This is a genomic window from Pantoea sp. GD03673 (genome assembly GCF_029844725.1).
GTDB lineage: Bacteria > Pseudomonadota > Gammaproteobacteria > Enterobacterales > Enterobacteriaceae > Pantoea.
The window spans coordinates 25,022-48,894 of the sequence record NZ_JAOCKJ010000015.1 but is presented as its reverse complement, the minus strand read 5'-3'; the positions used below and the strand labels follow the sequence as shown (position 1 = coordinate 48,894).

General features: G+C 50.8%; 27 protein-coding genes and 2 pseudogenes. 9 read left to right on the top strand and 20 right to left on the bottom strand.

The window, feature by feature from the left end; genetic code table 11:
• Window positions 1–471: 471 nt before the first annotated feature.
• The 3 genes from N5J69_RS20650 to N5J69_RS20640 form a co-directional block, all read right to left on the bottom strand.
• Window positions 472–834 (bottom strand): hypothetical protein, encoded by a 363-nt coding sequence (locus N5J69_RS20650; RefSeq protein WP_159222835.1) that lies wholly within the window; start codon window positions 832–834, stop codon window positions 472–474.
• Window positions 831–980 carry a hypothetical protein gene (locus tag N5J69_RS20645; RefSeq protein ID WP_159222834.1) on the bottom strand — a complete coding sequence of 50 codons (150 nt, stop codon included), beginning with the start codon at window positions 978–980 and terminating at the stop codon, window positions 831–833. Before N5J69_RS20645 ends, N5J69_RS20650 begins: the two co-directional genes overlap by 4 nt.
• A gap of 78 nt (window positions 981–1,058) precedes the next feature.
• Complete coding sequence (locus N5J69_RS20640; RefSeq protein ID WP_159222833.1) at window positions 1,059–1,436, bottom strand: DUF5983 family protein; 378 nt, start codon at window positions 1,434–1,436, stop codon at window positions 1,059–1,061.
• 624 nt (window positions 1,437–2,060) lie between these two features.
• Here N5J69_RS20640 and N5J69_RS20635 point away from each other — a divergent pair.
• Together N5J69_RS20635 and N5J69_RS20630 are read left to right on the top strand one after the other, a co-directional pair.
• Complete coding sequence (locus N5J69_RS20635; RefSeq protein ID WP_137230237.1) at window positions 2,061–2,381, top strand: type II toxin-antitoxin system RelE/ParE family toxin; 321 nt, start codon at window positions 2,061–2,063, stop codon at window positions 2,379–2,381.
• Window positions 2,371–2,655, top strand: a complete 285-nt coding sequence (locus N5J69_RS20630; RefSeq protein ID WP_159222832.1) for a helix-turn-helix transcriptional regulator — start codon at window positions 2,371–2,373, stop codon at window positions 2,653–2,655. The genes N5J69_RS20635 and N5J69_RS20630 overlap by 11 nt, the downstream gene beginning before the upstream one ends.
• Window positions 2,656–2,847: 192 nt before the next feature.
• Here N5J69_RS20630 and N5J69_RS20625 read toward each other — a convergent pair whose 3' ends face one another.
• From N5J69_RS20625 to N5J69_RS20595, 7 genes and pseudogenes are all read right to left on the bottom strand, one after another.
• Window positions 2,848–3,237: a hypothetical protein gene (locus N5J69_RS20625; protein WP_159222831.1), complete on the bottom strand. Its 390-nt coding sequence runs from the start codon at window positions 3,235–3,237 to the stop codon at window positions 2,848–2,850.
• A 149-nt stretch (window positions 3,238–3,386) separates the two neighbouring features.
• Window positions 3,387–3,608 (bottom strand): hypothetical protein, encoded by a 222-nt coding sequence (locus tag N5J69_RS20620; protein WP_279772461.1) that lies wholly within the window; start codon window positions 3,606–3,608, stop codon window positions 3,387–3,389.
• 27 nt (window positions 3,609–3,635) lie between these two features.
• Window positions 3,636–3,893: a hypothetical protein gene (locus N5J69_RS20615; RefSeq protein WP_159222829.1), complete on the bottom strand. Its 258-nt coding sequence runs from the start codon at window positions 3,891–3,893 to the stop codon at window positions 3,636–3,638.
• 354 nt (window positions 3,894–4,247) lie between these two features.
• The gene (locus N5J69_RS20610) at window positions 4,248–4,448 is read right to left on the bottom strand and encodes a hypothetical protein (RefSeq protein WP_279772460.1); all 201 of its coding nucleotides are present in this window, start codon (window positions 4,446–4,448) and stop codon (window positions 4,248–4,250) included.
• Window positions 4,449–4,642: 194 nt separating this feature from the next.
• Window positions 4,643–5,185, bottom strand: a complete 543-nt coding sequence (locus N5J69_RS20605) for a conjugation system SOS inhibitor PsiB family protein (protein ID WP_159222827.1) — start codon at window positions 5,183–5,185, stop codon at window positions 4,643–4,645.
• 150 nt (window positions 5,186–5,335) lie between these two features.
• Window positions 5,336–5,878 carry a single-stranded DNA-binding protein gene (locus tag N5J69_RS20600; protein WP_159222826.1) on the bottom strand — a complete coding sequence of 181 codons (543 nt, stop codon included), beginning with the start codon at window positions 5,876–5,878 and terminating at the stop codon, window positions 5,336–5,338.
• 26 nt (window positions 5,879–5,904) lie between these two features.
• Window positions 5,905–6,017: pseudogene (locus N5J69_RS20595) on the bottom strand (single-stranded DNA-binding protein); the annotation flags it as partial.
• An 899-nt stretch (window positions 6,018–6,916) separates the two neighbouring features.
• On the opposite strand from N5J69_RS20595, the gene umuD reads away from it, so the two are divergent.
• From umuD to N5J69_RS20575, 4 genes and pseudogenes are all read left to right on the top strand, one after another.
• Window positions 6,917–7,357 carry a translesion error-prone DNA polymerase V autoproteolytic subunit gene (gene umuD / locus N5J69_RS20590; protein WP_159222825.1) on the top strand — a complete coding sequence of 147 codons (441 nt, stop codon included), beginning with the start codon at window positions 6,917–6,919 and terminating at the stop codon, window positions 7,355–7,357.
• Between the two features lies 1 nt (window position 7,358).
• A pseudogene (locus N5J69_RS20585) lies at window positions 7,359–7,583 on the top strand (DNA polymerase V subunit UmuC); the annotation flags it as partial.
• Between the two features lie 73 nt (window positions 7,584–7,656).
• Window positions 7,657–8,643, top strand: coding sequence for a tyrosine-type recombinase/integrase (locus N5J69_RS20580; RefSeq protein WP_064740974.1), 987 nt, complete (start codon window positions 7,657–7,659; stop codon window positions 8,641–8,643).
• Window positions 8,643–10,748, top strand: a complete 2,106-nt coding sequence (locus N5J69_RS20575) for a tyrosine-type recombinase/integrase (protein ID WP_061704456.1) — start codon at window positions 8,643–8,645, stop codon at window positions 10,746–10,748. Before N5J69_RS20580 ends, N5J69_RS20575 begins: the two co-directional genes overlap by 1 nt.
• 149 nt (window positions 10,749–10,897) lie before the next feature.
• On the opposite strand, the gene N5J69_RS20570 is transcribed toward N5J69_RS20575, so the two are convergent.
• The 7 genes from N5J69_RS20570 to N5J69_RS20540 all read right to left on the bottom strand — a co-directional run bounded on the left by N5J69_RS20570 (window position 10,898) and on the right by N5J69_RS20540 (window position 17,673).
• Window positions 10,898–11,248 (bottom strand): DUF305 domain-containing protein, encoded by a 351-nt coding sequence (locus N5J69_RS20570; RefSeq protein WP_039389835.1) that lies wholly within the window; start codon window positions 11,246–11,248, stop codon window positions 10,898–10,900.
• A 128-nt stretch (window positions 11,249–11,376) separates the two neighbouring features.
• The gene (locus N5J69_RS20565; RefSeq protein ID WP_064740973.1) at window positions 11,377–12,786 is read right to left on the bottom strand and encodes a heavy metal sensor histidine kinase; all 1,410 of its coding nucleotides are present in this window, start codon (window positions 12,784–12,786) and stop codon (window positions 11,377–11,379) included.
• Entirely contained in the window at window positions 12,783–13,463 is a 681-nt protein-coding gene (locus N5J69_RS20560; RefSeq protein ID WP_039389839.1) for a heavy metal response regulator transcription factor, read from the bottom strand. The genes N5J69_RS20565 and N5J69_RS20560 overlap by 4 nt, the downstream gene beginning before the upstream one ends.
• Before the next feature lie 31 nt (window positions 13,464–13,494).
• Window positions 13,495–14,427: a copper homeostasis membrane protein CopD gene (gene copD, locus N5J69_RS20555; RefSeq protein ID WP_159222823.1), complete on the bottom strand. Its 933-nt coding sequence runs from the start codon at window positions 14,425–14,427 to the stop codon at window positions 13,495–13,497.
• A 4-nt stretch (window positions 14,428–14,431) separates the two neighbouring features.
• Window positions 14,432–14,812, bottom strand: a complete 381-nt coding sequence (gene copC / locus N5J69_RS20550) for a copper homeostasis periplasmic binding protein CopC (RefSeq protein ID WP_039389843.1) — start codon at window positions 14,810–14,812, stop codon at window positions 14,432–14,434.
• 31 nt (window positions 14,813–14,843) lie between these two features.
• Window positions 14,844–15,641, bottom strand: a complete 798-nt coding sequence (locus N5J69_RS20545) for a copper resistance protein B (protein ID WP_231102759.1) — start codon at window positions 15,639–15,641, stop codon at window positions 14,844–14,846.
• A 190-nt stretch (window positions 15,642–15,831) separates the two neighbouring features.
• Entirely contained in the window at window positions 15,832–17,673 is a 1,842-nt protein-coding gene (locus N5J69_RS20540; RefSeq protein WP_039389849.1) for a copper resistance system multicopper oxidase, read from the bottom strand.
• Between the two features lie 297 nt (window positions 17,674–17,970).
• Between N5J69_RS20540 and N5J69_RS20535 the strand changes: the two genes are divergently transcribed.
• Complete coding sequence (locus N5J69_RS20535; RefSeq protein ID WP_050680615.1) at window positions 17,971–18,201, top strand: hypothetical protein; 231 nt, start codon at window positions 17,971–17,973, stop codon at window positions 18,199–18,201.
• Between the two features lie 853 nt (window positions 18,202–19,054).
• Here the strand turns inward: N5J69_RS20535 and N5J69_RS20530 are convergent.
• From N5J69_RS20530 to N5J69_RS20520, 3 genes are all read right to left on the bottom strand, one after another.
• On the bottom strand, window positions 19,055–19,477 hold the full coding sequence (locus N5J69_RS20530) for a hypothetical protein (RefSeq protein ID WP_039389853.1): 423 nt from the start codon (window positions 19,475–19,477) through the stop codon (window positions 19,055–19,057).
• 269 nt (window positions 19,478–19,746) lie between these two features.
• Window positions 19,747–21,201: a Cu(+)/Ag(+) sensor histidine kinase gene (locus N5J69_RS20525; protein ID WP_050680614.1), complete on the bottom strand. Its 1,455-nt coding sequence runs from the start codon at window positions 21,199–21,201 to the stop codon at window positions 19,747–19,749.
• Window positions 21,191–21,874, bottom strand: coding sequence for a copper/silver response regulator transcription factor (locus tag N5J69_RS20520; RefSeq protein WP_039389857.1), 684 nt, complete (start codon window positions 21,872–21,874; stop codon window positions 21,191–21,193). Before N5J69_RS20520 ends, N5J69_RS20525 begins: the two co-directional genes overlap by 11 nt.
• Before the next feature lie 194 nt (window positions 21,875–22,068).
• On the opposite strand from N5J69_RS20520, the gene silC reads away from it, so the two are divergent.
• Both silC and cusF read left to right on the top strand, forming a co-directional pair.
• Window positions 22,069–23,454 carry a Cu(+)/Ag(+) efflux RND transporter outer membrane channel SilC gene (gene silC, locus N5J69_RS20515; RefSeq protein ID WP_039389859.1) on the top strand — a complete coding sequence of 462 codons (1,386 nt, stop codon included), beginning with the start codon at window positions 22,069–22,071 and terminating at the stop codon, window positions 23,452–23,454.
• Between the two features lie 28 nt (window positions 23,455–23,482).
• Window positions 23,483–23,836 carry a cation efflux system protein CusF gene (cusF, locus tag N5J69_RS20510; RefSeq protein WP_279772459.1) on the top strand — a complete coding sequence of 118 codons (354 nt, stop codon included), beginning with the start codon at window positions 23,483–23,485 and terminating at the stop codon, window positions 23,834–23,836.
• Window positions 23,837–23,873: the final 37 nt, after the last annotated feature.

Sequence of the window (23,873 nt, the reverse complement as noted above, 5' to 3'; positions counted from 1 at the left end):
CTTTGCCGGTCCGGTCCTCAGCGGCCACGGCCTTTTGTGGCCAGTGAATGCGCGGGCGAAAGCCCGCTGCAGGGGTTGACCTGGCCGTTGCCATCAGACCCCAGCCGTCAGGCCCGAACCCCGGAGGGATTCGGCGGAGCTTACCGGCTTTGCCGGTTAGCGCAGTAGGGCTGACGACCCGGCAACGCCGGGGAGCCGGAGGGGGCCATCAGGCTGTTTATGCCTTTGACCTTCATGGAAAGGAAACCAGAGAAGCAGCTCCAGCACAGCAGATAGATTAACAGCAGCATGAAGCTGACAGAGAAGACAGGGAGACAGCGTCCCGTAGAGAAAGCGCAGGCGAAGGGAGAGGACCGGTGCGGCAGCACCGGCTGCTCGCGGCCCGCAGGGCCGTCTGTGTTGTCTTTGGGCCATAACTGCATGCGCCCGACGAAAAAACAGGCAGGAACAGGCCTGCCTTCCATAAATTGCTTAATGCCGGTTACAGAGAAGTCTGGCCAGCAGACCTCGCGGCACTGCCGGCGTTTCGGGTATCGAATGCTGTGGCGGATTCTTTCTCGCGAGCAGCACTAGCTGATCCACAACGTCATTCCATGGCCACTCTTCATTATCAGGTTCGGGCACCACAAAGCAGCACAGGTTGTGACCTGAAGCCGCTGCGATGCTACGCGCGAGATTCAGTAACGGCGGTTCTCCCGGATATGCATCAGTGACGAAATTACCGTTAATGTAAAGCGCCTCTGCGCCGGTATTCAGCGTGATGTGGCAGCACTTTCCCAGTACCCGGTCAATTTCTTCCTGTGTAACCGGTAAATCATCGTTAAAGGCCTTCATCCCTGCCCTCCCTGCATTTTTCTGACGGTGACCATGAAACAGGGCCATTCACTGAACCGCATCGCCGGCATGCTGGCGGACCTGCCTTCCCGGTAAGCCTGAGCAAAACGTTGTGCCTGCTCCTCAACTTTCTTACTGTAACGCATCAGTTAACTCCTTCGCTTCTGAATTAACCGGCACGGTTGCTGCCGCGCCGGAATCTTATGCAGACTGACTGCCGCGCTCTACCAGTCGTACGTCACAAAACCGGGCTGTATGTCCGCGTCTCTGTCAAAGTTAAACATCCGCGTGCCGGACAGTCCTGAAACGGTTTCCAACAGGTAACAGAGGCTTTCAGAAATGCCCCGGTTATGCAGCCACCTGAGCCTGTCCCCGTCAGCATCAAGGCAGATAAGGAATCCATAGCCCGTATCGTGAATCCACATCCAGGCCCCATCCCCCTTTTCTGTGCGACGTGAGAGCCAGTAAAACAGGTCATTGTCTTTCGCCGTCATGTGCACCGTACTGAGCACCAGGCATTTCTCTATACAGGTTTTTGCCTGTTCTTCACCCCATCTTTCCGAGGGCTCCAGAGCGGCGGTGTTGACGTTCTGTGTATTCATTCCGGTTCTCCTTTGTGGTGTTTAATTCATCTCTCGTCGGGACCTTTCGCGGCAAAGGGCGTGCACGCGACGGCGAACGGACAAAGCAGGGCCGGCGAAGCCGTACACTTCAGCCTTGCTTTTTCCGGGCGATGGTGCGAAACCCGGCCCTTCGCGAGAGGAGTGATGAGAGATGACCACCGGTATGAGAGGGAATGCATACACCCGGCGCGCCGTTAAGGCGTGACGACATCGAAGCGACGGAGGGATGACGGCGCGGTGAAGGCGCGGGCGCAGGCCCGCAGCTGTAGTTGGCCGTTAAAGCCATCCGGCCTTAGCCTGCTGGCACGGAACGCTTCGCGGTCCGGCGTGCCGGTTAGCGAAGCAGGCCTTACGACCCGGCAGCGCCGGGGAGCCGGAGGGGGCCATCAGGGTGCCGGCCATCCGTAACTGACTGACTGCTTGTCTCACCGCCCCTGACCGGCGCAGTTCCCCTTACCGGCATCTGGCGGCTTCCATGCTGCGAGGTACAAAATAAACCGCAACTAATAACCTAAAGGTTATCCATAACCCTTGAGCTATAATAGCCTTTAGGTTATCATTGTACTACTGGAACAATGATGTGATAAAGGAATGGGGCGCTAAGTGTTTGAACTGATCTTTCATCCTGAAGCACAACAGGAAATATTCGCCCTGGACAGCGCGATGCAGGGTAAAGCGTTAGCAGCACTGGATAAGCTGGAGTTACAGGGCAACCAGCTACGCTATCCGCATACGGATATTATTCAGGAAGGGCTTTTTGAGTTACGGGCGGGAAAGAAAGATATTACACGTACTTTTTTCGCTTTTGCTAAGGGAAGAAAAATATACATTTTACGGACATTTATCAAAAAGACACCCAGGACGCCACCGGCAGAAATCAAAATAGCATTGAAAAGACTGGAGGAGCTGACAGATGAAAGTTAAAGGTATTCCTTACGCTGAGGTAAAGGCAAAGGCTTTACAGAATCCTGATGTTATGGCCGCTTATCTCGCAGAGAAGAAAGAGGAAGAGTTACAGGAACTCCTGGCTGACATGCGCCGCAAAGCGGGTATCAACAGCACTCAGGTAGCTGAACGCATGGGGATCACACAACCAGCCGTGAGCAAACTGGAAAAGAATGCCAGTAAAGCCAGTATCACCACCCTTGAAAGATACGCTGCGGCATGTGGTGCGAGTATCAAAATCGTAATGGGCTGATCGTTTGAAAAGTGGTGCGCATTTAAGAGCTCTCCATGAAAAAGAGATTCATGACTAACAGAAGAACCGCCGCTAGGCGGTTTTTTTACGCACTTCTCCGGGCATCCGGTAAAACCCCTGTATTACTGAAACAAAAATGCCGCTTCAGTGAGCGGCATCATATAGACCTGAAAGACTGGCTTACATCCGTTTTCAGTCGTCAAGATAGCGGTGTATCAGGTAGCTGGCGACAAGGACCAGTATCACGGCCAGAAACTGATAGCCGCCTACCCCGTACCACGGCCTGTCGTCGAAAAGGCCCATTTCCCTTGCTCGCCCTATTGCAGAACCGAACTGCTCTTTATCGGCCTTATAGTTAAGCAGGGGAAATGTCCCGACGACAAACCATGCCGCCAGTACGCCATTAACCAGCCAGTCAGGAAACAGGTCGATAAAGTCTGACAGCCCGCCGCTGTGCCATGAATCGCGCCGTGCAGCACTGAAAAAGTTATACCAGGCCGCTACGCAGAACGTTCCCCATATAATCAGCGAAAATACTGCCGCCGTGAAAAAATTTACTCCGCCACTAAATGCTTCCAACATACTACCGACTCCTTTTAGCCCGATTGTTCAGCAGGGCTTATTAAATCATCTTTTCCGTGACAATTCGCGGATAGATAGCATTCAACGGCTCGTTATACAGATGAAAATTATCGCCAGCCCGGTAAACAGGATTGCAAATATCTGCGTCTTTAGGCCTGTATCTCTTTGTTAGATATGTGTTTCTTGAGGTCTCTGTCTAGCTGGGATTCTTCAGCCTGCGATGGATCGTCAAGCCACAGTCTGTCTTTGAGATTTGATTGCGTTTCTTTTATATCGCGCTTAATAAACGCCAGATAAATCCAAAAAATCAACGCCATTATAACGGGTATCACTATGCGCATGACGTCTACTATATCTGTGCTTTGATGCATATTTTTTCCTTTAAATTTCCGGCTGTCTTACATCAGCACTAATACAGTCACCGCCGTTATCAGCGACATCATAGTTGAAAGCAAAAATGAAAAAGATAGCAATTCGCACTCTGCATTAATCAGGCGATCTAAGGTTTCTTCCTGGGTATGCGCTGGCGTTAACTCTTTCATCCTTTCATGTCTGCTAAGAGTACGCCGGGTACGCCAATAAAACAGCCAGAGCAATACTGCCAGGCAAACCGGCAGATATTTTGCTAATTCGAATGTTCCAGAAATTTGTTCCATACAAAATACCCTAGCGCCTCGTTGCCTTAAGTCGGGAGGTGTCCAGGACGGTGCCGCTGCCTGCATTCAGCGCGATTTCCGCGCCTTCCTCAAGTATATGGACTCAACAGTGAGGCTTTCAACATTGTCAGGCCTGATGGGCAAAAAATCACTTTAGCACTAACGCCGAATGATTTGTTCGATGCACTAAAAATCACCCCGGCTGAATAACCGGAGAAATCAGGATGACAGCTACGGGAATAAAGACGATGCAGCGAAGCATCGCCTAAACGGATTTACCAACGACAACCATTTCTGGTGTGAGATACTTATCTTATCGACGCGCCAACTTAAATCATTAAAAGGTCTGAACGGTTACCTGCTGCATCGATGGCGCCACACCCACGTCATATCCAGCAGGTCGTTTACCCGTACACCACGATGACGCCAGTGCGAGTACCATTGCCGGTATGTGCGAACAGTCTGGCTGGCCAGCGCCGTTTCAGCCTCGCAGATAAGTCTTTCCTGCGCTTCAGCCTGGTGCGTCATCGCCAGTACGGTTCGTTCTGACGCCACAGAAGCGGGCCGCCCTATACTGCAAGGCATGTTCAGTAACGTGAGCACCGGAGGGCATGCCTTATCCTTTTTTTCTGCCGTCCCCGCCAGCGCTGATGCCTGCGCAGGGCGTGAAGCGACATCGTGTAGTCTGCAGACTCTGTGCAGCTGCCGATAAAGGCGTGGCGCCACTGCTGGGATCATCATGACAGTATTCATGCGAGCCCCCCTTTTCTGCCCAGCACCGCCACGATTTCCGCCGGCGTTACCCCCGCTGAGACCATTTCCTCAACGCGCTTCAGCAGCTGCCCGATGGTTTGCGGCTCAAACTGTTCGGTGTTCAGAACATACAGGCCGGTGTGATCGGGGTTTATCCAGAGAAGCCCGTGCCAGAACGGTGACTCGCTGCCCGGGCTCAGGATGTCGAGCGTGACGAGCGGATTTTTGCGGTGCGTCAGGCGGAGATGAACCGGGAAGACCCCGCCCCACTCTCCCCGACACTCGCAGTCGGTAAGCCAGGCTTTGCTGAGCTGCAGAGCGTTCAGCACGGTCCCGCACAGCCGCCGGCGAAACTCCTCGCCGCGCGCGCTGTAGGCTTCAAAGTCGCCCGGCGTGAACGCCTTAAGACGTTGCAGTGTCACGCTCTCATCACGGGTCAGTTCGCTGCCGCAGCAGCTGCGGTAGTTGCCGCGCCGGCGGCCGTAATATGCGGGGGTCTTGCCGTTACGGATTTTTTGTCTAGACTGATTCGCTGACATATTGGGTTCCTTATTATCTGAATGTCATGCCCTGCGCGGAGTTACCGCTCCGCCAGGGCAACCATCCCGGCCGTCCGGCCGCCTTGCTGATTCTGTTAACTGCTGTTTTCATCACAGTTGCAGCCTCGCGAGAGCGAAGCCGCGTCATCTTCAGAACGGAATGTCGTCGTCAAAATCTGCCGGCGGGTAGTTGCCTTGCGGCGGTGCCTGGGGGTCAGGCTGTGGCTGAGCAGCACCGCGTCCGCCCTTACCGCCTTTGCCGCCGTTACCTGCAGCTGGCTGTGACGGCTTAGCGTTTTGCTGGCCGCTGAACTGTTGTCCGGTCTGTCCTGCAGCGCTGCCGCCGCGTCCGCCCAGCATCTGCATGGTGCCGCCAACGTTCACGACGACTTCGGTGGTGTACCTGTCCTGTCCGTCCGCCCCCTGCCATTTACGCGTGCGCAGCTGGCCCTCGATGTAGACCTGTGAGCCCTTGCGGAGATACTCCCCCGCCACCTCCGCGAGCTTTCCGAACAGCACCACGCGGTGCCACTCCGTGACCTCTTTGTTCTCGCCGGTCTGCTTATCACGCCAGGCTTCTGACGTGGCCAGCGTGATGTTTGCGACCGCGCCGCCGTTCGGCATGTAGCGCACCTCCGGGTCCTGTCCCAGATTGCCGACCAGGATGACTTTGTTGACGCCCCGTGAAGCCATGTTCGTTCTCCTCATGCAGTTGGTTTTTAAACCACGTCACCCGTTGAGTTTCGGGAGCCGCGGTGTTGACGTTTTGTGGAAATCGGCTGGTTTTTACCTCCGGTATTCACTTCACCCGTTTGAGATCCTTCGCCGCGAGGGCTTAAACCAGCGCGGGTGACGGCAGGCGTCCGGGGCGACGGGGAAATTTATTTCTGGTCTAACGCAGTGGCCGGAAATAAATTTTCACGGCGTTCACTTCACCCTGGACGACCACGGCACCAGTGCTTGTCTCAGCCCCGGCGAAAGGACTTAAACCGGTGAAGCCCGGCGGAAAAGTACAGCACGATGCACCGGCAACGGCGGCTGAGCGGCAGCGAAACGGCGTTGCGCCTCAGAGCGGCGGCGGGCTTATGCCGGCGCGGTTCGCGCCAGCCCGCGGGCTGGCTGCATGTCAGGCTGTGGTCCTGCCGTTGTTTTTAAGCTGTGGGGTGGCCAGATTTGGCCGTCAGGAGTCTGTCCTCAGCACGTGAGGGCGATACCGGAGGAAGAAATGAAATAAATACGGAGGATGTGCAGATTTCAAAACATAGTCCTTATGCGAAAGCTCCCTGAAAACGGGCATAATCCTACACCTGCGGTTTCGTTTGAAAAACCCTCAGCGGCCTTTTTAGAGGAGCGCCAGCCCGGTTTGCCTTAAGTCATCAGACTCCAGCCGTCAGGCCCGGAACGCTTCGCGGTCCGGCGGAGCTTACCGGCTCTGCCGGTTAGCGCAGTGAGGCTTGACGACCCGGCAACGCCGGGGAGCCGAAGGGGACCCTTATCCACATCTTTCCTGCACAGGCGGCGCATAAAGCTGTGGATAATCAGCTGCAGGCCCTGCCAGCCTAAGCCTGCACCCGAGTGATTAATTTTTGAGCAGGCGTTTTGCTATAAACCTATATAAATCAATGACTGTCTTTTAATCCTGCGCTCAGACGTTTTTCACTGTCTTGCACTGCCCGTCAAGCCAGTTAATACTACTGTAAATACATACAGCGCTTTAACAGGGATTTTGCTATGTTCAACGCCTTTGAGTTGCTGCACCCGGCAGATAATCCGCCGCCCAGCTTCAGGCCCCTTTTCCTGGAACGCGTGCCATGCGGGTTTCCCTCACCCTGTCAGGACTACGCGGAGCAGGAGCTCGATCTTAATGAATATCTGATAGCCCACCGGGCAAGCACCTTTTTCCTGCGTGCGCAGGGCAACAGCATGCAGGACGTCGGCCTCTATGACGGCGACCTGCTTATCGTGGATCGCTCCCTCACGCCGGAGCACAACGACGTGGTTATCGCCGAGCTTTACGGCGAGTTCACGGTAAAACGTCTTTTGCTTACCCCGAAGGGACCTGTTCTGCAGCCTATGAACCCTGCCTACCCCGTTATTATCCCGGACCCGGACACGCTTGAGATCTTCGGCGTGGTGGTGCACTTCGTGCACAGCCCTCGCAAAAGGAACTGACATGTTTGGCTTAATTGACGTGAACAGCTTTTATGCGAGCGCGGAGAAGGTGTTCCGGCCTGACCTTAAAAATGCGCCGGTGGCCATCCTGTCGAATAACGACGGCTGCGTCATCGCGCGCAGCAAGGAAGCCAAAAAGTACGTTAAAATGGGCGACCCGTGGTTTAAGATAAAAAACCAGCGTTTCCCTGAAAAAATACACATATTTTCAAGCAATTACGCCTTATAGTAAGTTAAGTGGAATGCAACATTGACTGGGTAAACTTTGAGTAGCAATGCTGCTGTCAGAGGTAAACACAATGATGATTCCACCAAATGAGGACGTTCTGGTACTGGCGGAGCGCTGGCTGAAACTGCTGTCCGACCTGGGCAGGGCTCAGGCCACACTCTCCGCCTACCGCAGTGCCCTCAGCCATTATTTTGCGTTCTGCAGCCAGAACAGCATTGAACCTGAAAAGGCCCGGTTTGAAGACCTGGCCGCCTACATCAGCCCTCAGCTACCCGGCATGCCTTTTCCCGCGGCCAGCGCCACGCTCCAGCTGCGCCTTTCTGCGATCCGTCTCTGGTATGACTTTCTGGTTTATCAGGATATCTGCAGTCTCAACCCGTTACCCCGTTCGGGTTTGCCGGGGAGCGCTTATACGGGACGCGGTCTGGTTCCCCGTATCACACGTCTGCCCGTTATTCCTGATGATGAGCAATGGCTCAGATTCCTGATGCATGTCTCTGCCGCCTCCCTGCGTGACAGATTGATGCTAGCCCTGGCGTATTACGGTGCGCTTCGTCGCGCAGAAGTAGCCTCCCTCATGCTTGAAGATATTGATCCTGCTCATCGTCTGATTCGTGTTCGCGCCGAAACGACGAAAAACAGGCGGGAAAGGATAGTCTGCTACAGTTCCGCCGTAACACCGGTGCTGGCAAATCATTTCCGGCAGTTACGGCTCGCGGGTTACCGAGAAGGTGCATTGTTTCGCTCGGCTTCTGATCGTAACCACGGTGCCCCCCTGTCTTTCTGGAACTGGAGTAAAACCGTCCGGAAATGGGCACTTGATGCCGGCCTTCCACAAATCACCACACATACCTTCCGCCATCTTCGTCTGACGCACCTGGCACGCTTTGGATGGAAACTCCATGAACTAGCCGCATACGCAGGACACCGCGATCCGCGTACTACCCAGATTTACATCCATCTTTCAGGTTCTGATTTGGCTGGTCGGATGGCCGCTGCAGTAGCTGAAATTGATCGAAAAGTTGCCGGCCTTATTTTTCAGACGGAGACTCGCTGATGAAAGAAGAAATAATCATGTGTACTTATAGCCCCTTTGAACGTACAGATTATCAGCTGAATGATGTGCTCACTGCTGAAGAACGGGCAGCGCTAAGTACAGGCCATCGCAGATCAGCCGCTCTCGAACAGCCGGATTCTTTGTCATTGTTACTGATGCCTTTGCAGGATATTGCCACTCGCAGTGGAACCAGTGACAGGCTGATCAGAATCATAATTCTTTCCGTTCTGGCAGAAACACACCGGACAGGGAAACCCTGCTGGCAGTGGCCGCAGGAAAAATGGATTTATCTGTTACAGCAGCATGAATCAGGCAGGCCGCTGCTTGCCGCTTTTGCCTTTCATCTTGGCCCATTTTCTTCTCCGTTCAGTTTGCCGCATCAGGGCGCGCCGTCGCTGTATGCCCGAGCCATTTTTGGACAGAACATTTTCAGTCAGGAGCTCAGCCGTCTGACTGAAGCTCTGGTTTCGCTTGGGTATAAAAGTCAGAACCAGAAAAATGCTCTGTCAGCCATACTCGGCGTACTGATGCTGATGAATAAAAATCCTCAACTTGAAAGCTTTACGATCGATCTGCTGTGGCGGGCACAGAATTATCACGACCGGGGAATAGCAAAAACAGCTGGCAGGGTTTCACACGCACTTGCCGCAATGGGCATCATAAAAAATTCTGTTCGTATGCGGAATTATAAAGAATGGCATGAAAAACCCACGCAAGGTATCGCGGCAGACTGGGTCAGGTGGTGCCGGAAATGGAGGCATACGTCAGTGCTTCGCCCCCGATCGCGGGAGAACCAGTACAGTTTTATTCTCCGCTGTGGGCTGTGGCTTGCCCGTGAATATCCGGATATTCACGAACCGGCCGACTGGACAATGGAAACCTGTGCCAGCTTTATTGCGGCAGTTGGACGAATGAAGGTGGGCGAGCTGTCACTGGGCACTGAAGGAGGTGCCCGGCAATCTGCCCGGATAGGTGAGCCCTTGCTGCCGAATTCCCGTAGTGGATTTGTTTATGCGGTTCGCCGTTTCATGATCGATTATGAAAACTGGGGCTGGGGGCGACTGAAATTCAGTCCGGCACGACATCTCTCTACGCCTGGCACTCCACTGTTCCGTCAGAGTGTAAATCCCCGCGTCATTGATGATCCGGTCTGGCTGAAGCTGATCTGGGCAAGCCTCAATCTGCGCCATGAAGATCTCCTGAGTGACATTCACTATCCTCTGTCCATGTTGCAGGCGATGGCCGTTATCTGGACACATGCCGGGCTGCGCCAGAACGAGTTAATGCGTCTTACTGCTGGCTGCATCACTCTGCAGGCGGATGATATCAGGCGGGAGGATGGCAACATCATTCCGGCAGGAACGCTTTGCTACCTCAGCGTACCGGCAGGAAAAACGTCTAAAGCCTTTGTAAAACCTATCTCTGCCGTCGTGAAAAAGTACGTTGATATCTGGCTCAGCGAACGTCCACAGGAACAGGCAGCTCTTACGGATGAGCGTACCGGTGAAAAAGTCCGCTTCCTGTTTCAGTTTCGGGGCAAACCTGTCGGCAGGGATGTCATAAACCGGACTGTCATCCCGGTTCTCTGTGCCAGAGCGGGTGTGCCTGCGCAAGACAGCCGGGGGCCAATTACCAGCCATCGGGGGCGCGCTTCAGCAGTTACAGCCCTGGCCAGTGTTCCACAGGGCATGACTTTGTATGAGCTGATGCAGTGGTCAGGTCATTCTACGCCTCAGTCCACCATGCATTATATTCGTATACGTCCTACCCAGCTGGCTGCATCTTTTGTGAAGGCGGACCGGGTGGCGCATATGATGAGCGTGCTAATCGATCATGATCCGGAGGCTGTCAGCCTGACCGGACCGGCAACCTATTACGATTTAGGGGATTCTTTCTGTACGAACCCATTCTGGAGCAGCTGCCCTCACCGTATGGCCTGTATCGGGTGCGATTTTAACCTACCTAAAGAAAGCGCCAGAGGCCTGCTGCTGGAAAGTAAGGCTTCAGTGAAGCGTTATCTGGAGGAAGTTCCTCTGACTGCTGACGAGCAAGAAATTGTCGTTAACGATATGGAAAAACTGGATTATGCATTGAAAAAACAGTAAGGCACCCTGTTTCGCCCCGAAGAAGCATTTTGCCTGAATGGACCCGGGGCGAAGGTTCAGACAGGTTATATTACTTTCTCATTAAAGATTCCCAGAGGTCCTCCGCCAGAAACCTGCTTTACGTTAACAGACCCCAAAGCGGAAGATGATTATTTTTTCAGCCACGTTTCCATATGCTCAATTTCACCTTTTTGCGCTTTGATAATGTCCTCTGCCATCTTCTTCATTTCCGGATCTTTCCCGTATTTCAGTTCCGTTTCGGCCATGGCAATAGCCCCTTTGTGGTGCTCAATCATGCCCCTGGCAAACGCTCTGTCAGCATCCTGCTCCTTCATGGCATTCATCATGCCGCTGTGCATCTTTTGCATACCAGACATGTACTCTTTTGAAGCCGGGGACATATTCATATCCTGGGACATCTTTGAATCCGGCTGCTGTGCTATAACGGCAGCCGGCAGGGCAAAAATCAGTGAAGCAAAAACAAATTGCGTTTTTTTCATAACGTCACTCCTTCATGTATTGGATTCAGACTTCAGATTTTCCCGATATCCTTTAATGTGCCGGGAAACCTATTACTGATACTAAGGCAGTACAAGACCATGAAAATTGCCGACCTGCCGGTAAAACGTTAAAACACCTCCCGGGGAGCCGGCATCATTGCCGTGAACGTAATTACATTATCGTTCATGGAAACCTGCAGATCGCCCTCATGAGCCAGTAAAACAGAACGGGTGATAGACAGCCCCAGCCCGGCACCATCCGTATTATGCTGACGGGAAGCGTCGCCCCGGTAAAAACGGTCAAAAAGCCGGTTCAGACTATCCCTGTTGATATTTTCTGTGGGGTTAGAGACATGTATAAAAACCCTGCCGGCGTGGTGTTCAGCCAGCACATTAATGGCTGATCCGGGTAATGAATATTTTATGGCGTTAGTTATCAGATTACTCATTGCACGACGCAGCATCAGGCGATCGCCTCTGACAACTGCCTCCCCCTGCAGAGAAAGCGTTTTGCCGCTGTCACCGGCAAGTGGTTCAAAAAAATCGAGGAGCTCTTCCAGCTCTGCGTTTAACGAAACGTCCTGTTTCTCCAGAGGCATCAGCCCGTTTTCAGATTTAGCCAGGAAAAGCATATCACTGCTCATTCTGGCGAGCCGGCTCAGCTCTTCCAGATTTGAAAAAAGCACCTCACGGTAACTTTCGGCATCACGTTCACGTGACAGCGCAACCTGAGTCTGCATCATCAGATTACTGACAGGGGTACGCAGTTCATGCGCGATATCCGAAGAGAACTCAGACAGACGACTAAATGAATCTTCCAGCCGTTCAAGCATGCTGTTAAATTCAGCTACTGTTACCTTCAGTTCGGCTGGCAGATTATGGCCAGGGAGACGTTTGCTCAGGCTGTTAATCGTAATTGCCGAGGCAAGCCGGTTTATTTCATTCAGAGGCCTGAGTCCCATCCGGGTGACGAGCCATCCCAGAAAAACGGAGATAAATATCAGAGCGACATTAAACCAGACCAGCCATCTTTTAAGCTGACCGATAAACTCATCATGAAGGCTGGTATCATAGGCGGCCGTAATCAGTACATCGTTTAGTTTACCTGCGCTCTTCGCATTAATTTTTCTGACCATAACGTTATAACGCCTGCTGTCTTCCTCCACCGTCTGCATAATACCCGGACGGGTAGCTTCGCCGCTAAAGCGCTCATAAGGCACCAAAAAACCGGGAGATGAATAGTCGGCCAGCATCTGGTTATCAATTGTTTTAACGGAAAGATAAAGTCCGCTGTGACCAACCATGGCATCCGAAAGCTTTCGTGCAAGCGATGCGCTGTCGAGCTTTCCGGCGTGCACCTCGCCCTCAAGAAGCTCTGTGGCAAGCTCAAGCTTTCCGGTCAGCAATGTGGCATCCTGATGACGAAAATAACTGCTGAGGGCGGCTACAAGCAGCACACTCGAAAGAAGCCAGACGGACATCATCACGCCGGCAAAGATTATGCTCAGTCGTGATGTCAGGGACCAGTTACGCTTCACTCTTCCCGTATCTCCAGCACATATCCGATACCCCGTACCGTGTGAATAAGCTTTGGTGTAAAGTCATCATCCACCTTACTGCGAAGTCGTCTGACGGCTACATCAATCACATTGGTATCGCTTTCAAAATTGATATTCCAGACCAGAGATGAAAGCAGGCTCCTTGGCAGCACCTCTCCGGTCCGCTGTAACAGTAGCTCAAGCAGCACAAATTCTTTAGCAGACAAATGTATCTTTTTGCCGGAACGGCTCACACTCCGGCGGGTGACATCCATAACCAAATCAGCAATGCGGTGCGTACCGGACGTTTGCGTACGGTTGCGTCTGAGCAGGGTGCGGATACGCGCCAGGAGTTCGGCAAAATCAAAGGGTTTGAGCAGATAGTCATCCGCGCCAAGATCGAGACCTTTAATCTTTTCACTGACGTTATCCCGGGCAGTCAGAAACAACACGGGCTCTTCGTGCCGGGCCATACGCATCTGCTGAAGAATATCCCAGCCGTCCATTGAGGGCAGCATTACATCCAGAATAATGAGATCATAATGCTGTCGCAGGATATGCTCCAGTCCCTGACGCCCATCGTTTACAAGGGTTACATCATATCCCGCTTCCAGAAGCCCCTGTTTCAGGTAGGTACCGGTTTTCAGTTCATCCTCAACGATCAGCATAGTGGTCATGGGCAGCTTTCCTGCAGGCTACGGTTAGTCGTTATTCCATACCGGTACCCGGCGATAGCGTGCCCAGCCAGGCGACGGTTGCCAGTATCAGTACCGAAACAGTAAATTCCGTGATAATGCTTTTACGCATCAGGTAAATACCCATCTTATATTGGCCCTGAAGCAGGGCCGTTTCCAGTCGCGGTGTAAGCCGGAAGCGATTGGCGGCGGCCAGCAGCAGCATCAGAAAAAACAGAACAGTTTTTATCAGCAGCAGCAGACCATAGTCACTGCCCGGCAGGGTACTCAGAGGCTTTTCAACGATAAATACGAAGTTAACCACGGCGGTGATGACAATGCTCAGCACAATGATCGTGCCGGCACGGGCAAAACCCGACAACGCTGCGGCCAGCTGGCTGGCATAGACAGCCTTTTCAGCCTTTTTGATGCATAAGAGCAGAGTAAAAGCCGCCAGTGCACCGATCCAGGCCCCGGCCGCTGTCAGATGAATGATATCGCTCAGAAGATGAAGATAGTAGCTGATGCCGTCATTCATTGCCGCATGCCCGCCCCATGCCAGTGTAGCAAGTGCTATACCGCCGGACAGGGTAAGCACATAACGTGACAGCCCGACATGCCTGAGCCGCAGGCCAAGCCCGATAAACGCCATGACCAGTGCAGCGAAGCGGATAACCCAGCTCATGCCCACTGCAGTTTCCCCGACAACCATCTCCATAATATGGAGAGTCAGTTCGCCGGGATCACTGACGCCACTCATGGCCTGAGCGACAAGCAGCATATTTGCAAGGGACAAAACCATGCCAGCAGAGATGAGCGTAAAAAAGAACGACCAGACGCTGAACAACGATACCGATTTCTTCAATACTCCCTTTACCCCATAAATTTCGAATAAAGGCAGGCCAAAAAGAAGCATAAGATCAAGGTAAAGAAAAAAACGGATCATAATAAAAGTCTGATCGTTCATGGTATTACTTCACGCTGAAACTGTAGTTGCCGGTCCGGGGGTGAGTATCAGAAGATACCGCCCGCCATTCCACTTTATAGGTTCCTGCAGGCAGAGTTTTTGCCGGTGTGATAATCATCGTTTTCGGATCGCTGCCCGCTGAGACTTTAGCCGCAACCGGCATTGGCGCATGAGAAGACATGCCCGGCATGGCGGTCATTACAAGACGGGCGCCGGAAAATTTCGTTACCAGATTTTCGGTGAAATGCAGTTCCAGTTTAGACGGTGCCGTTATCTGAGACTTATCAGCAGGGACAGCAGACGCCAGTTCCGGATGCGCCTGTGCAGCAAAAGCCGCGCCAGAAGCAATTAAAGCGAAGAAATATTTGGCAGATGAATGTTTCATAATAATACCTGTTTTGTTTGAATTAACTGCATCAGAACCACATGCGAGCCCCGAGGAGGAAGCGCACTTCGTTATCTTTTTCACCTTCACGGGCAGCCATATCAGCAGTATTGCCATAGAGCTGGCTCCACGAAACCCCTACGTAAGGTGCAAATTCTCTTTTCACTTCATAGCGAAGGCGAAGAGCAAGTTCGGTACTGGAAAGGCCTTTACCGGTTTCCCGTGCCTCATCATCTTTCCCGTAAATATTCGCCTCAAAGGAAGGTTGCAGGATCAGGCGATTGGTCAGCAGCACATCGTATTCGGCTTCCAGCCTGAGCGCTGTCCGTCCCTGCTCGCCGGCAAACGCAGTCAGCTCACTTTCAAAGTTGTACAACGCCATGCCCTGAAAACCAGCAGCCAGCCAGGTTTGCGGTTTTCCGGGCCTGAAATCCTGCCGGGCACCGGCAACCACGTCCCACCAGGGTGTCAGAGCATGTCCCCATAAAGCCTGAACTTCTGCGGATTCGGCTTTACCTCGGGTGGTTTCACCTTCGCTACGTAACCAGAGTCGATTGATATCCCCGCCAGCCCAGCCGCTTACATCCCAGCTGAAGCCACCCGGATCGTTGTTTTTTTGCCATTCAAGCTGATCGGCAAGCACAAAGTAATTTATGCTGTTGTCATGAACCTTATGCCCATGTACGTCCGGGAATGCTGCCTTACGGTCCGCCTCCGTAACCGGCGGAATGGGTGTACGGCTTTCTGCTGGCGCCGCGGGCTGCATGGATTCCATACCCCCCATACCGGATGTCCCAGGCGTCATTCCTTCCATAGACGCATGATCCATTCCCTGCATAGCAGAATGGTCCATGCCTGACATATCATGCTGTTGTAAATTGTCAGATGGTCCCGTAGGTGCTGCAAACGCGGGCATCACTATCGCTCCGGCAAACGCAGTGCAGGCCAGCAAACCTGCAGCGGAACGTGAAAAATACTTTGTCATATCATTCCATCCTGAAACTGACATTATCGCTACCTCACTCTGTAACCCGGACTTCACGAAACATGCCGGTTTCCATATGGAAAAGAAGATGACAGTGATAAGCCCACCGCCCGAGTGCATCGGCAGTTACCCGATAGCTTCGGCGGGTACCCGGAGGCATATCGATAGTGTGTTTGCGTACCAGGAAATTACCGTCCTCATCCTCCAGATCGCTCCACATACCATGCAGGTGAATGGGGTGCGTCATCATCGTGTCGTTAACCAGCACCACACGCACGCGTTCGCCATATCGCAACGTAACCGGTTCTGAATCGGAGAATTTAATACCGTTGAATGACCAGGCGAATTTTTCCATATGTCCGGTGAGATGTAGCTCGATGGTACGCGATGGCTCACGCCCGTCCGGATCGTCAAATGTGCTTTTCAGATCGGCATACGTAAGGACTTTTCTGCCGTTATTACGCAGACCAATGCCCGGGTCACTTAATTTAGGCGCCGGCATCATGGCCTGCATATCAACCAGAGGATTGTCTGTTTCAGATGCAGGATGTTTCTGCATGTCCCCCATGCCACTCATACTGCCGTGATCCATCCCGGCCATGGCGCTATGGTCCATTTCCGGCATACTTTCTGCTGCTCCGGAGACACCAGAGCCATCCATAGCCTGCATAGCATTACCATCCATGCCCGTCATGGTGTCGTTATTCATGCTCTGCATCTGGCTGTGATCCATATCGCCCATGCTGCCATGATCCATGCCGCCCATACCCATATCGTCCATAGTCAGCCAGGGGCGAGGATCGGGAGCCGGTACCGGAGCATAAAGCCCTTCACGGACAGCCAGCGTGCCGCGAGCGTAGCCGCTTCTGTCCATAGACTGCGCGAAAATAGTGTAGGCATCTTCAGCCGGCTCCACGATTACATCGTAAGTTTCGGCCACAGCGATGCGGAACTCGTCAACAGCAACAGGCGTGACATACTGGCCATCAGCCGCCACGACCGTCATTTTCAACCCCGGAATGCGCACATCAAAGTAGGTCATGGCGGAACCGTTAATGAAACGCAGGCGTACCTTCTCGCCTTTACGGAACAGCCCTGTCCAGTTTTTTCCAGGGCCCTGCCCGTTCATGAGATAGGTATATGTGGCACCACTGACGTCAGCCAGATCCGTCGGATTCATCTTCATTTCCGCCCACATTTTCCGATCGGACAACGTACTGCCTAGACCTTTTTCCCTGGCGTCACGGAAAAAGTCAGAAACGGTAGGTTTCGCAAAGTTGTAATAATCGGACTGCTTTTTCAGTTTGGCGAGAATGTCTGATGCTTTTTCATCAGACCAGTCGGTAAGCATGACTATGTGTTCGCTGTCCCAGACAAACGGTTCTGGTTCAGCTGCATCAATAATAATCGGGCCATAGACACCTTCCTGCTCCTGCAGGCCGGAATGGCTGTGATACCAGTATGTACCGTTCTGCTTTATCTTAAAGGAGTAAACATAGGTATCGTCCGGCTCAATACCATGAAAACTCAGTCCCGGTACGCCATCCATATTCGCCGGCAGAAGAATGCCATGCCAGTGAATTGATGTCGGTTCAGAAAGGCGATTTTTAACTCTTAATGTAACGGTATCGCCTTCTTTCCAGCGCAACAGAGGGCCTGGCAGGCCGGCATTAATGGTTTTTGCATACCGGGTTTTACCGGTGATATTTAGCGGCGTCTCGCCAATAAACAGATCAAAGTCTGTGCCGGTAAGTGTGCGGGACTGCATCAGGCTTACCGCCGAGAATGCATCGAATGTTCGCAGGCCCAGTCCGCCCACAATGCCAGCGGCAGTGATCCCTTTAATGAAATTACGTCGTGAACTTTTAAGCTGCATGACTGAACTCCGGCAATTTTCTGTTATCCCGGGAGAATGGCTCTCTCCGCTCCGGAAGCACAAGCCGTGCTTACCGTTCAGGATGAAAAGTTTTTTGTTACCGGAAAGCTACCACAGCTACAGACTTTGTGTGATTACAATTGTGTAATGTTGGAACGCACTGTTTATAAATTACATTTCTGTCATTTTTCGCCGTAACGTTTTTTCTTCTGTACGATGAACATCACTAAGGCCACAGGTAAACCCGGCCGGTAATTGTTTATTCTTATTTTACATTCAACGTTAAGGACTGCCACCATGAAAAAAGTAAAGCTTATCCCTCTTGTGATCCTGATTTCCGCTTCGTCCGCATGGGCACAGCAGCATCCTGAAACAGTACTAGATAACACTGATAACCGTGTTTCTGTCTCTGCGATGAATGAGCATGAACGTGCCATTCTTGCGCATGAGAGCATGGATAATGCAAACTCAGCTGCGCATCAGAGCATTATCGATATGCACCGTAAAATGATGCTGGAAGAGAAATAACGGATAGTATGTGGACAGAAAATTCGCCCGGAGTTTTCTGTTCTTCCTTGCCACTGCATCCGGGATGTGTTGTGTATTACCCTCATCATTAATGTATTTCCGGTAAATCTTCTTTCAGGCTGATTTCAGCCGGCCCGCTGACTGTGGCGGGCTACATTTTTATATTTTAAACATTCTTTTTACCGCAGCCCCCGGTTTACTCAACGTGCAGTAAGGTGTAACTGTATTTCCCTTTTTTCACCCGGTTCAGGTCTTGTCTGCCAGCTAATCGCCCTAACCTGCACTGCAATCTGCGATTTATCTTCAGGTTAAGCCTGAAAGGCCTCATGTTGAAACGGTAGAAAGCATCAAAATGAATATACAACCGCTTACAGGATATCATCAGAGCCTATAGATTTTGTAAGTCAGTTTTTTACATTTCATGTCGTATACGCCGCTATTATGCATAATGAAAAACTCTAAACCGTTCAGAAAGGTGTGCTCTTGCTTCAGCCGTGAATATTTAAAATAATTGCCAGAGGAATTGATTAATGTGATTTGGCATCACTCAAAAAACAAGCGACATTAAGCAAATTATTTATTGAGAAACATCACACTCAGCCATGTAAAAAAACTAAGCTGATTGAAACAGCTTCAACAGAACTCCTCGCCATTAGTTCAAAGCGATAACATCTTCAATTGCAGCAGGAAAATAAAAATTAAATCTTATAAAAAAGATGTTTATTTTTTGTAAGCGTTGCAAAAAAGCCCCATATAGGGGCTTTTTTGAATAAAGGGATCGTATCTTTAAGGTAAGAATATCTACATCTGCAAAAACATTAAGGACTGATATAGCAACCCGCTTCCGTCAGTTTTACTTCATACCGCGATGTATTGCAGCCATTGACTGGTGTGCTTCTGACTGGCCGTTACTCATATTTTCGTGGGCAACGGCGGCCCTTTCATGTTCATCCATTTCTGCAAAAGATGGCGCGGTACTTGATTTCATGCCGGCCATATCATCTGACATTTTCTGATGGTTCTTCGCCATTTTCTGATGGGCATCAGAAGCACCATTTTTCATGGAATTATGAACATTAAGGGCCTGTTCATGCTGATCCATACTCTTCATTTGTAATACTTCCCCCCTGACAGATTCAGGAACGGATGAAAACTGTTGCTGATGCGCTGCCGCCTGGGCATTATTAACATGCTCATGAATGTTGATATTTCCATCCGCCCAGGCTGAAGGAATTAAGCTAAGTCCGACAGAGGAAGCGAAGATTAAACTTTTCATAATAAGTTTCCCGTTGATAATGGAATAAATAACGGACTGTCAAAGATGTCATCAACTAAAGAACTTACAAGCCAGACTGATTTCATCTTAAAAAAAGATAATATGCGTAACTCAGTGCCTGTATTCCGTTGATATTGATCCATAAAGACTGTTCCGCCTGCTTAGTGAGGACGATTCTACCTGCTTAATTCTGTTGAAGGCATGACAGCTTAATGACATCTCTGTAATATATTTATTATTCATCGAAAAAACTGGAGACATTCGGGACACTATGCAGCCATTCTGGGTAATAGCAATATGAATCGTGTCGAAACTGTATCTGATTCGACCCACAGTTTCCCGTGATGAGCGTTTACGATTGACTTTACAATCGCCAGACCAATCCCACTGCCTTCTCCCTTTCTTTGCCGCGATGGATCGACGCGATAAAACCGATCAAACAAACGTGGCAGGTGTTCTGCAGGTATCGGTTTCCCTGGATTTTCAACTATAAGCTGAACACTATTCTCATTCCCCGCAATGGTTACAGTCACTGTCTTCCCTGACTGCGTATAACGCAGAGCGTTAGACAGAAGATTATTTAATGCCCTTCGGTACATAAGTGGGTCTCCTTTAATAAGGCAGCACGACCCGTTTAACTGCAGAGAAACATTGAGTTCTTCTGCCCAGGCTTCGAAAAAATCAAACACCTTGACCACTTCTGTGCGGAGATCAAACATTATCCGTTCGGGGATCAATTGATTATTATCAGCCTGTGCCAGAAAAAGCATATCGCTGACCATTTTTGTCATTCTGTTATACTCTTCAAGGCTGGAATACAACACATCCTCCAGCTCTTTCTGCGTTCTGTGCTGACTTAGCGCGATTTCAGTCTGTGTAACCAGATTGGTTATGGGCGTTCTGATTTCATGGGCGATATCAGCAGAGAAATTTGCCTGTCGCGTAAATACATCCTCAATCTTTTCAATCATATGGTTAAACGATATCACCAGTTGCTCCAGCTCGATGGGAACTTTGGACGGTTCCAGTCTCACATCCAGGTTCTCCGAGGTAATATTTTTAATGGCCTTGCTGACGTTGCGGAGAGGAAGATGACCCTGGCGAACCGCTATGCGGATAATGAAAATTATCAACAGGCTGATTACGAAGGCAATGGCAATTAAATTCTTTTTTAGTGCTTCAAGGTAATGAAGATGAAAGTCAATCGAGAGCCCAATTATCATCTGATACGTCTGTGGTTTTCCGTTAAGCGTTGCTTTGCCTGAAGATGCAACGATTCTGTAAGTCTCCATTTTCATGTCAGAGCCGTTGCGCATAAGTAAAGTTGGCTCTTTTACTGTCCAGAGGAATATTTCCCTGGCCCGACTATGCGCTGTAAAGTTTGATGCATTGACCACAGAACGTAACGTCGCTCCTTGTGGTGAACTGAACAACACGTCACCCCCATCAGTCAAAATAAGAACAGCGACGTTGCGGTAATCTGATATGGATTCTTTGATTTTACTTATTTTTTTTTGGTCCGGAGCTACAGGTGTCTGCAGTATTCTGTTCATCGCGATACTGATTTGTTTCAGATCCCGCACATCCTGCTCTGCAAAGTGTTTTTCAACGGAATGCAGCATAAACCAGGTAAAAGCAAAAAACGCAATTATGGTGGACAGGCTGATAAAGAAGGTTAGTCTCAGTGCGAGAGAGTAAGGGCGCCCTGAGAAATTAAAACGCATCCGGAACCTCCAGGATATATCCCACGCCGCGGACCGTCTGGATCAGCTTAGGCTCATAATCGTTGTCTATCTTTGCCCTGAGGCGTTTTACTGCCACGTCTATAGCATTAGTATCGCTGTCAAAGTTCATATCCCAGACCTGCGATGCAATCAGCGAACGGGGCAGCACCTCTCCCTGATGACGAATGAAGAATTCCAGTAGAGAGAACTCCTTACTCGTCAGCAAGATACGTTTCCCTGCGCGGCTAACCTTTCTTGAAACAAGGTCTACCATCAGATCAGCCACCTTAAACTGGCTTTCCGTGATGACTGTGTTACCCCGTCGTAAAAGTGTCCTGACTCGGGCAAGAAGCTCAGCAAACGCAAATGGTTTAATCAGGTAATCGTCCGCGCCCAGCTCAAGTCCTTTAACCCGGTGCTCAATGGTGCCGAGAGCCGTAAGCAGCAAAACAGGCATACCTTTACCTGCGGCACGAAGCATACGAATAATATCCCAGCCGTTTACATCCGGGAGCATGATATCCAGAATCAGTAAATCATATTCGGCTGTTATGGCGAGATGATATCCGGTCAGACCATTATCGGCGTGATCAACTACAAATCCCGCTTCAGTAAGCCCTTTACTGAGGTACTCACCAGTTTTTACTTCATCTTCAACGATCAGTATTTTCATCTTGCTCCCCTGGCTGACTACCCGTGCCATTCATTCTATTTAGCCTAAGCATGTAATCAACGGCTTACGTTAAAAATGACAGCATTGTCATTATCCAGTCACCTGGCAAACAGAGAGCATTCTGTAACATCCCCCTATCAATACTCTGGACTTCATTTGAACCATTTACCAGGCCTGCCTGGAAGAGAAGCGTTATGTTCAAATTAAAACTATTAAGCATCAGCATGATTTTTATACTGGCTGGCTGCGTTTCGCTGGCACCTGACTATCAGCGGCCGGCAGCGCCAGTACCACAGCAGTTTTCTTTGTCACGCAACAGCCTGACGCCAGCGGTAAATGGCTATCAGGATACGGGCTGGCGTATTTTTTTTGTCGATCCCCAGGTTACCCGGCTGATCGATGAAGCCCTGACAAACAACCGTGATTTGAGAATGGCCGCCCTGAAGGTTGAAGAGGCCCGGGCCCAGTTCAACGTCACGGATGCAGACCGTTATCCCCAGTTGAATGCCTCATCCGGGATCACCTACCGCGTTGGTCTGAAAGATGACAAGCCGACCGCACAGGAGTACGACGCGGGTCTGGAGCTCAGCTATGAACTCGATTTTTTCGGCAAGCTTAAGAACATGAGTGAAGCTGACCGCCAGAACTATTTTGCCAGCGAAGAAGCCCGTCGGGCCGTACACATCCTGCTGGTATCCAACGTTTCACAGAGCTATTTCAGCCAGCAACTGGCGTACGAACAACTCCGTATTGCGCGGGAAACGCTGAAAAATTATCAACAGTCTTATGCTTTCGTTGAGCAACAGCTGGTGACCGGGAGTACGAACGTTCTGGCGCTTGAACAGGCCAGGGGACAAATCGAAAGTACCCGCGCTGAGATAGCCAAACGAGAAGGCGATCTGGCGCAGGCAAACAATGCCCTGCGACTGCTGGTGGGAACCTACCGCGCACTTCCGTCAGAAAAAACGATGAAAGGTGGTGAGATCGCACCAGTAAAACTGCCACCAAACCTGTCGTCACAAATTTTACTGCAGCGCCCGGATATCATGGAAGCGGAATACCAGCTCAAAGCAGCTGATGCCAATATTGGCGCAGCGCGAGCGGCGTTTTTCCCATCTATTACCCTGACCAGTAGTCTTTCCGCAAGCAGTACGGAGCTGTCCAGCCTCTTTACGCCAGGAAGCGGAATGTGGAATTTTATTCCCAAAATTGAAATTCCTGTTTTTAATGCCGGCAGGAACAAAGCCAATTTGAAATTGGCCGAAATTCGCCAGCAACAGTCGGTGGTTAACTACGAACAAAAAATTCAGTCCGCCTTTAAGGATGTATCCGATACGCTTGCGCTGCGGGACAGCCTTAACCAGCAACTTGAGGCACAGCAGCGTTATCTCGATTCACTTCAGATAACCCTCCAGCGTGCCAGAGGATTATATTCAAGTGGTGCTGTCAGCTACATTGAAGTGCTGGACGCAGAACGCTCCCTGTTCACGACACAGCAAACCATTCTCGATCTTACATATTCCCGGCAGGTTAACGAAATCAATCTATTCACCGCACTGGGTGGCGGTTGGGTACAGTAAATTTATTTAATTAATCAGGAAATAAAAAATGCGTAATTCACTTAAAGCCGTTTTATTGGGCGCCTTCTCTGTCATGTTTTCTGCCGGTCTTCATGCTGAAATACATCACCATGGCGATATGAATGCTGCCAGTGATGCTTCGTCACAGCAAATTATTAATAGCAACGGTGTCGTTAAAGACATTGATATGAACAGTAAAAAAATCACCATTTCGCACGAAGCTATCCCTGAGGTGGGCTGGCCTGCAATGACCATGCGCTTCACCTTTATGAATGCAGACGACACCATTAATGCGCTGAAAACCGGTAACCACGTTGATTTCTCGTTTATTCAGCAGGGAAATGTCTCCTTACTCAAAAGCATTAACGTTACGCAATCCTGACTGTCAGCCCGGAGCGAATACATCCAGTGTGCCTGAA

Excerpts from the sequence above, each read along its gene's own strand:
- N5J69_RS20650 (WP_159222835.1), bottom strand. The coding sequence starts at position 834 with ATGAAGGCCTTTAACGATGATTTACCGGTTACACAGGAAGAAATTGAC.
- N5J69_RS20645 (WP_159222834.1), bottom strand. The coding sequence starts at position 980 with ATGCGTTACAGTAAGAAAGTTGAGGAGCAGGCACAACGTTTTGCTCAG.
- N5J69_RS20640 (WP_159222833.1), bottom strand. The coding sequence starts at position 1,436 with ATGAATACACAGAACGTCAACACCGCCGCTCTGGAGCCCTCGGAAAGA.
- N5J69_RS20630 (WP_159222832.1), top strand. The coding sequence starts at position 2,371 with ATGAAAGTTAAAGGTATTCCTTACGCTGAGGTAAAGGCAAAGGCTTTA.
- N5J69_RS20625 (WP_159222831.1), bottom strand. The coding sequence starts at position 3,237 with ATGTTGGAAGCATTTAGTGGCGGAGTAAATTTTTTCACGGCGGCAGTA.
- N5J69_RS20620 (WP_279772461.1), bottom strand. The coding sequence starts at position 3,608 with ATGCATCAAAGCACAGATATAGTAGACGTCATGCGCATAGTGATACCC.
- N5J69_RS20615 (WP_159222829.1), bottom strand. The coding sequence starts at position 3,893 with ATGGAACAAATTTCTGGAACATTCGAATTAGCAAAATATCTGCCGGTT.
- N5J69_RS20605 (WP_159222827.1), bottom strand. The coding sequence starts at position 5,185 with ATGTCAGCGAATCAGTCTAGACAAAAAATCCGTAACGGCAAGACCCCC.
- N5J69_RS20600 (WP_159222826.1), bottom strand. The coding sequence starts at position 5,878 with ATGGCTTCACGGGGCGTCAACAAAGTCATCCTGGTCGGCAATCTGGGA.
- umuD (WP_159222825.1), top strand. The coding sequence starts at position 6,917 with ATGTTCAACGCCTTTGAGTTGCTGCACCCGGCAGATAATCCGCCGCCC.
- N5J69_RS20580 (WP_064740974.1), top strand. The coding sequence starts at position 7,657 with ATGATGATTCCACCAAATGAGGACGTTCTGGTACTGGCGGAGCGCTGG.
- N5J69_RS20575 (WP_061704456.1), top strand. The coding sequence starts at position 8,643 with ATGAAAGAAGAAATAATCATGTGTACTTATAGCCCCTTTGAACGTACA.
- N5J69_RS20570 (WP_039389835.1), bottom strand. The coding sequence starts at position 11,248 with ATGAAAAAAACGCAATTTGTTTTTGCTTCACTGATTTTTGCCCTGCCG.
- N5J69_RS20560 (WP_039389839.1), bottom strand. The coding sequence starts at position 13,463 with ATGACCACTATGCTGATCGTTGAGGATGAACTGAAAACCGGTACCTAC.
- copD (WP_159222823.1), bottom strand. The coding sequence starts at position 14,427 with ATGAACGATCAGACTTTTATTATGATCCGTTTTTTTCTTTACCTTGAT.
- copC (WP_039389843.1), bottom strand. The coding sequence starts at position 14,812 with ATGAAACATTCATCTGCCAAATATTTCTTCGCTTTAATTGCTTCTGGC.
- N5J69_RS20545 (WP_231102759.1), bottom strand. The coding sequence starts at position 15,641 with ATGGATCATGCGTCTATGGAAGGAATGACGCCTGGGACATCCGGTATG.
- N5J69_RS20540 (WP_039389849.1), bottom strand. The coding sequence starts at position 17,673 with ATGCAGCTTAAAAGTTCACGACGTAATTTCATTAAAGGGATCACTGCC.
- N5J69_RS20535 (WP_050680615.1), top strand. The coding sequence starts at position 17,971 with ATGAAAAAAGTAAAGCTTATCCCTCTTGTGATCCTGATTTCCGCTTCG.
- N5J69_RS20530 (WP_039389853.1), bottom strand. The coding sequence starts at position 19,477 with ATGAAAAGTTTAATCTTCGCTTCCTCTGTCGGACTTAGCTTAATTCCT.
- N5J69_RS20525 (WP_050680614.1), bottom strand. The coding sequence starts at position 21,201 with ATGCGTTTTAATTTCTCAGGGCGCCCTTACTCTCTCGCACTGAGACTA.
- N5J69_RS20520 (WP_039389857.1), bottom strand. The coding sequence starts at position 21,874 with ATGAAAATACTGATCGTTGAAGATGAAGTAAAAACTGGTGAGTACCTC.
- silC (WP_039389859.1), top strand. The coding sequence starts at position 22,069 with ATGTTCAAATTAAAACTATTAAGCATCAGCATGATTTTTATACTGGCT.
- cusF (WP_279772459.1), top strand. The coding sequence starts at position 23,483 with ATGCGTAATTCACTTAAAGCCGTTTTATTGGGCGCCTTCTCTGTCATG.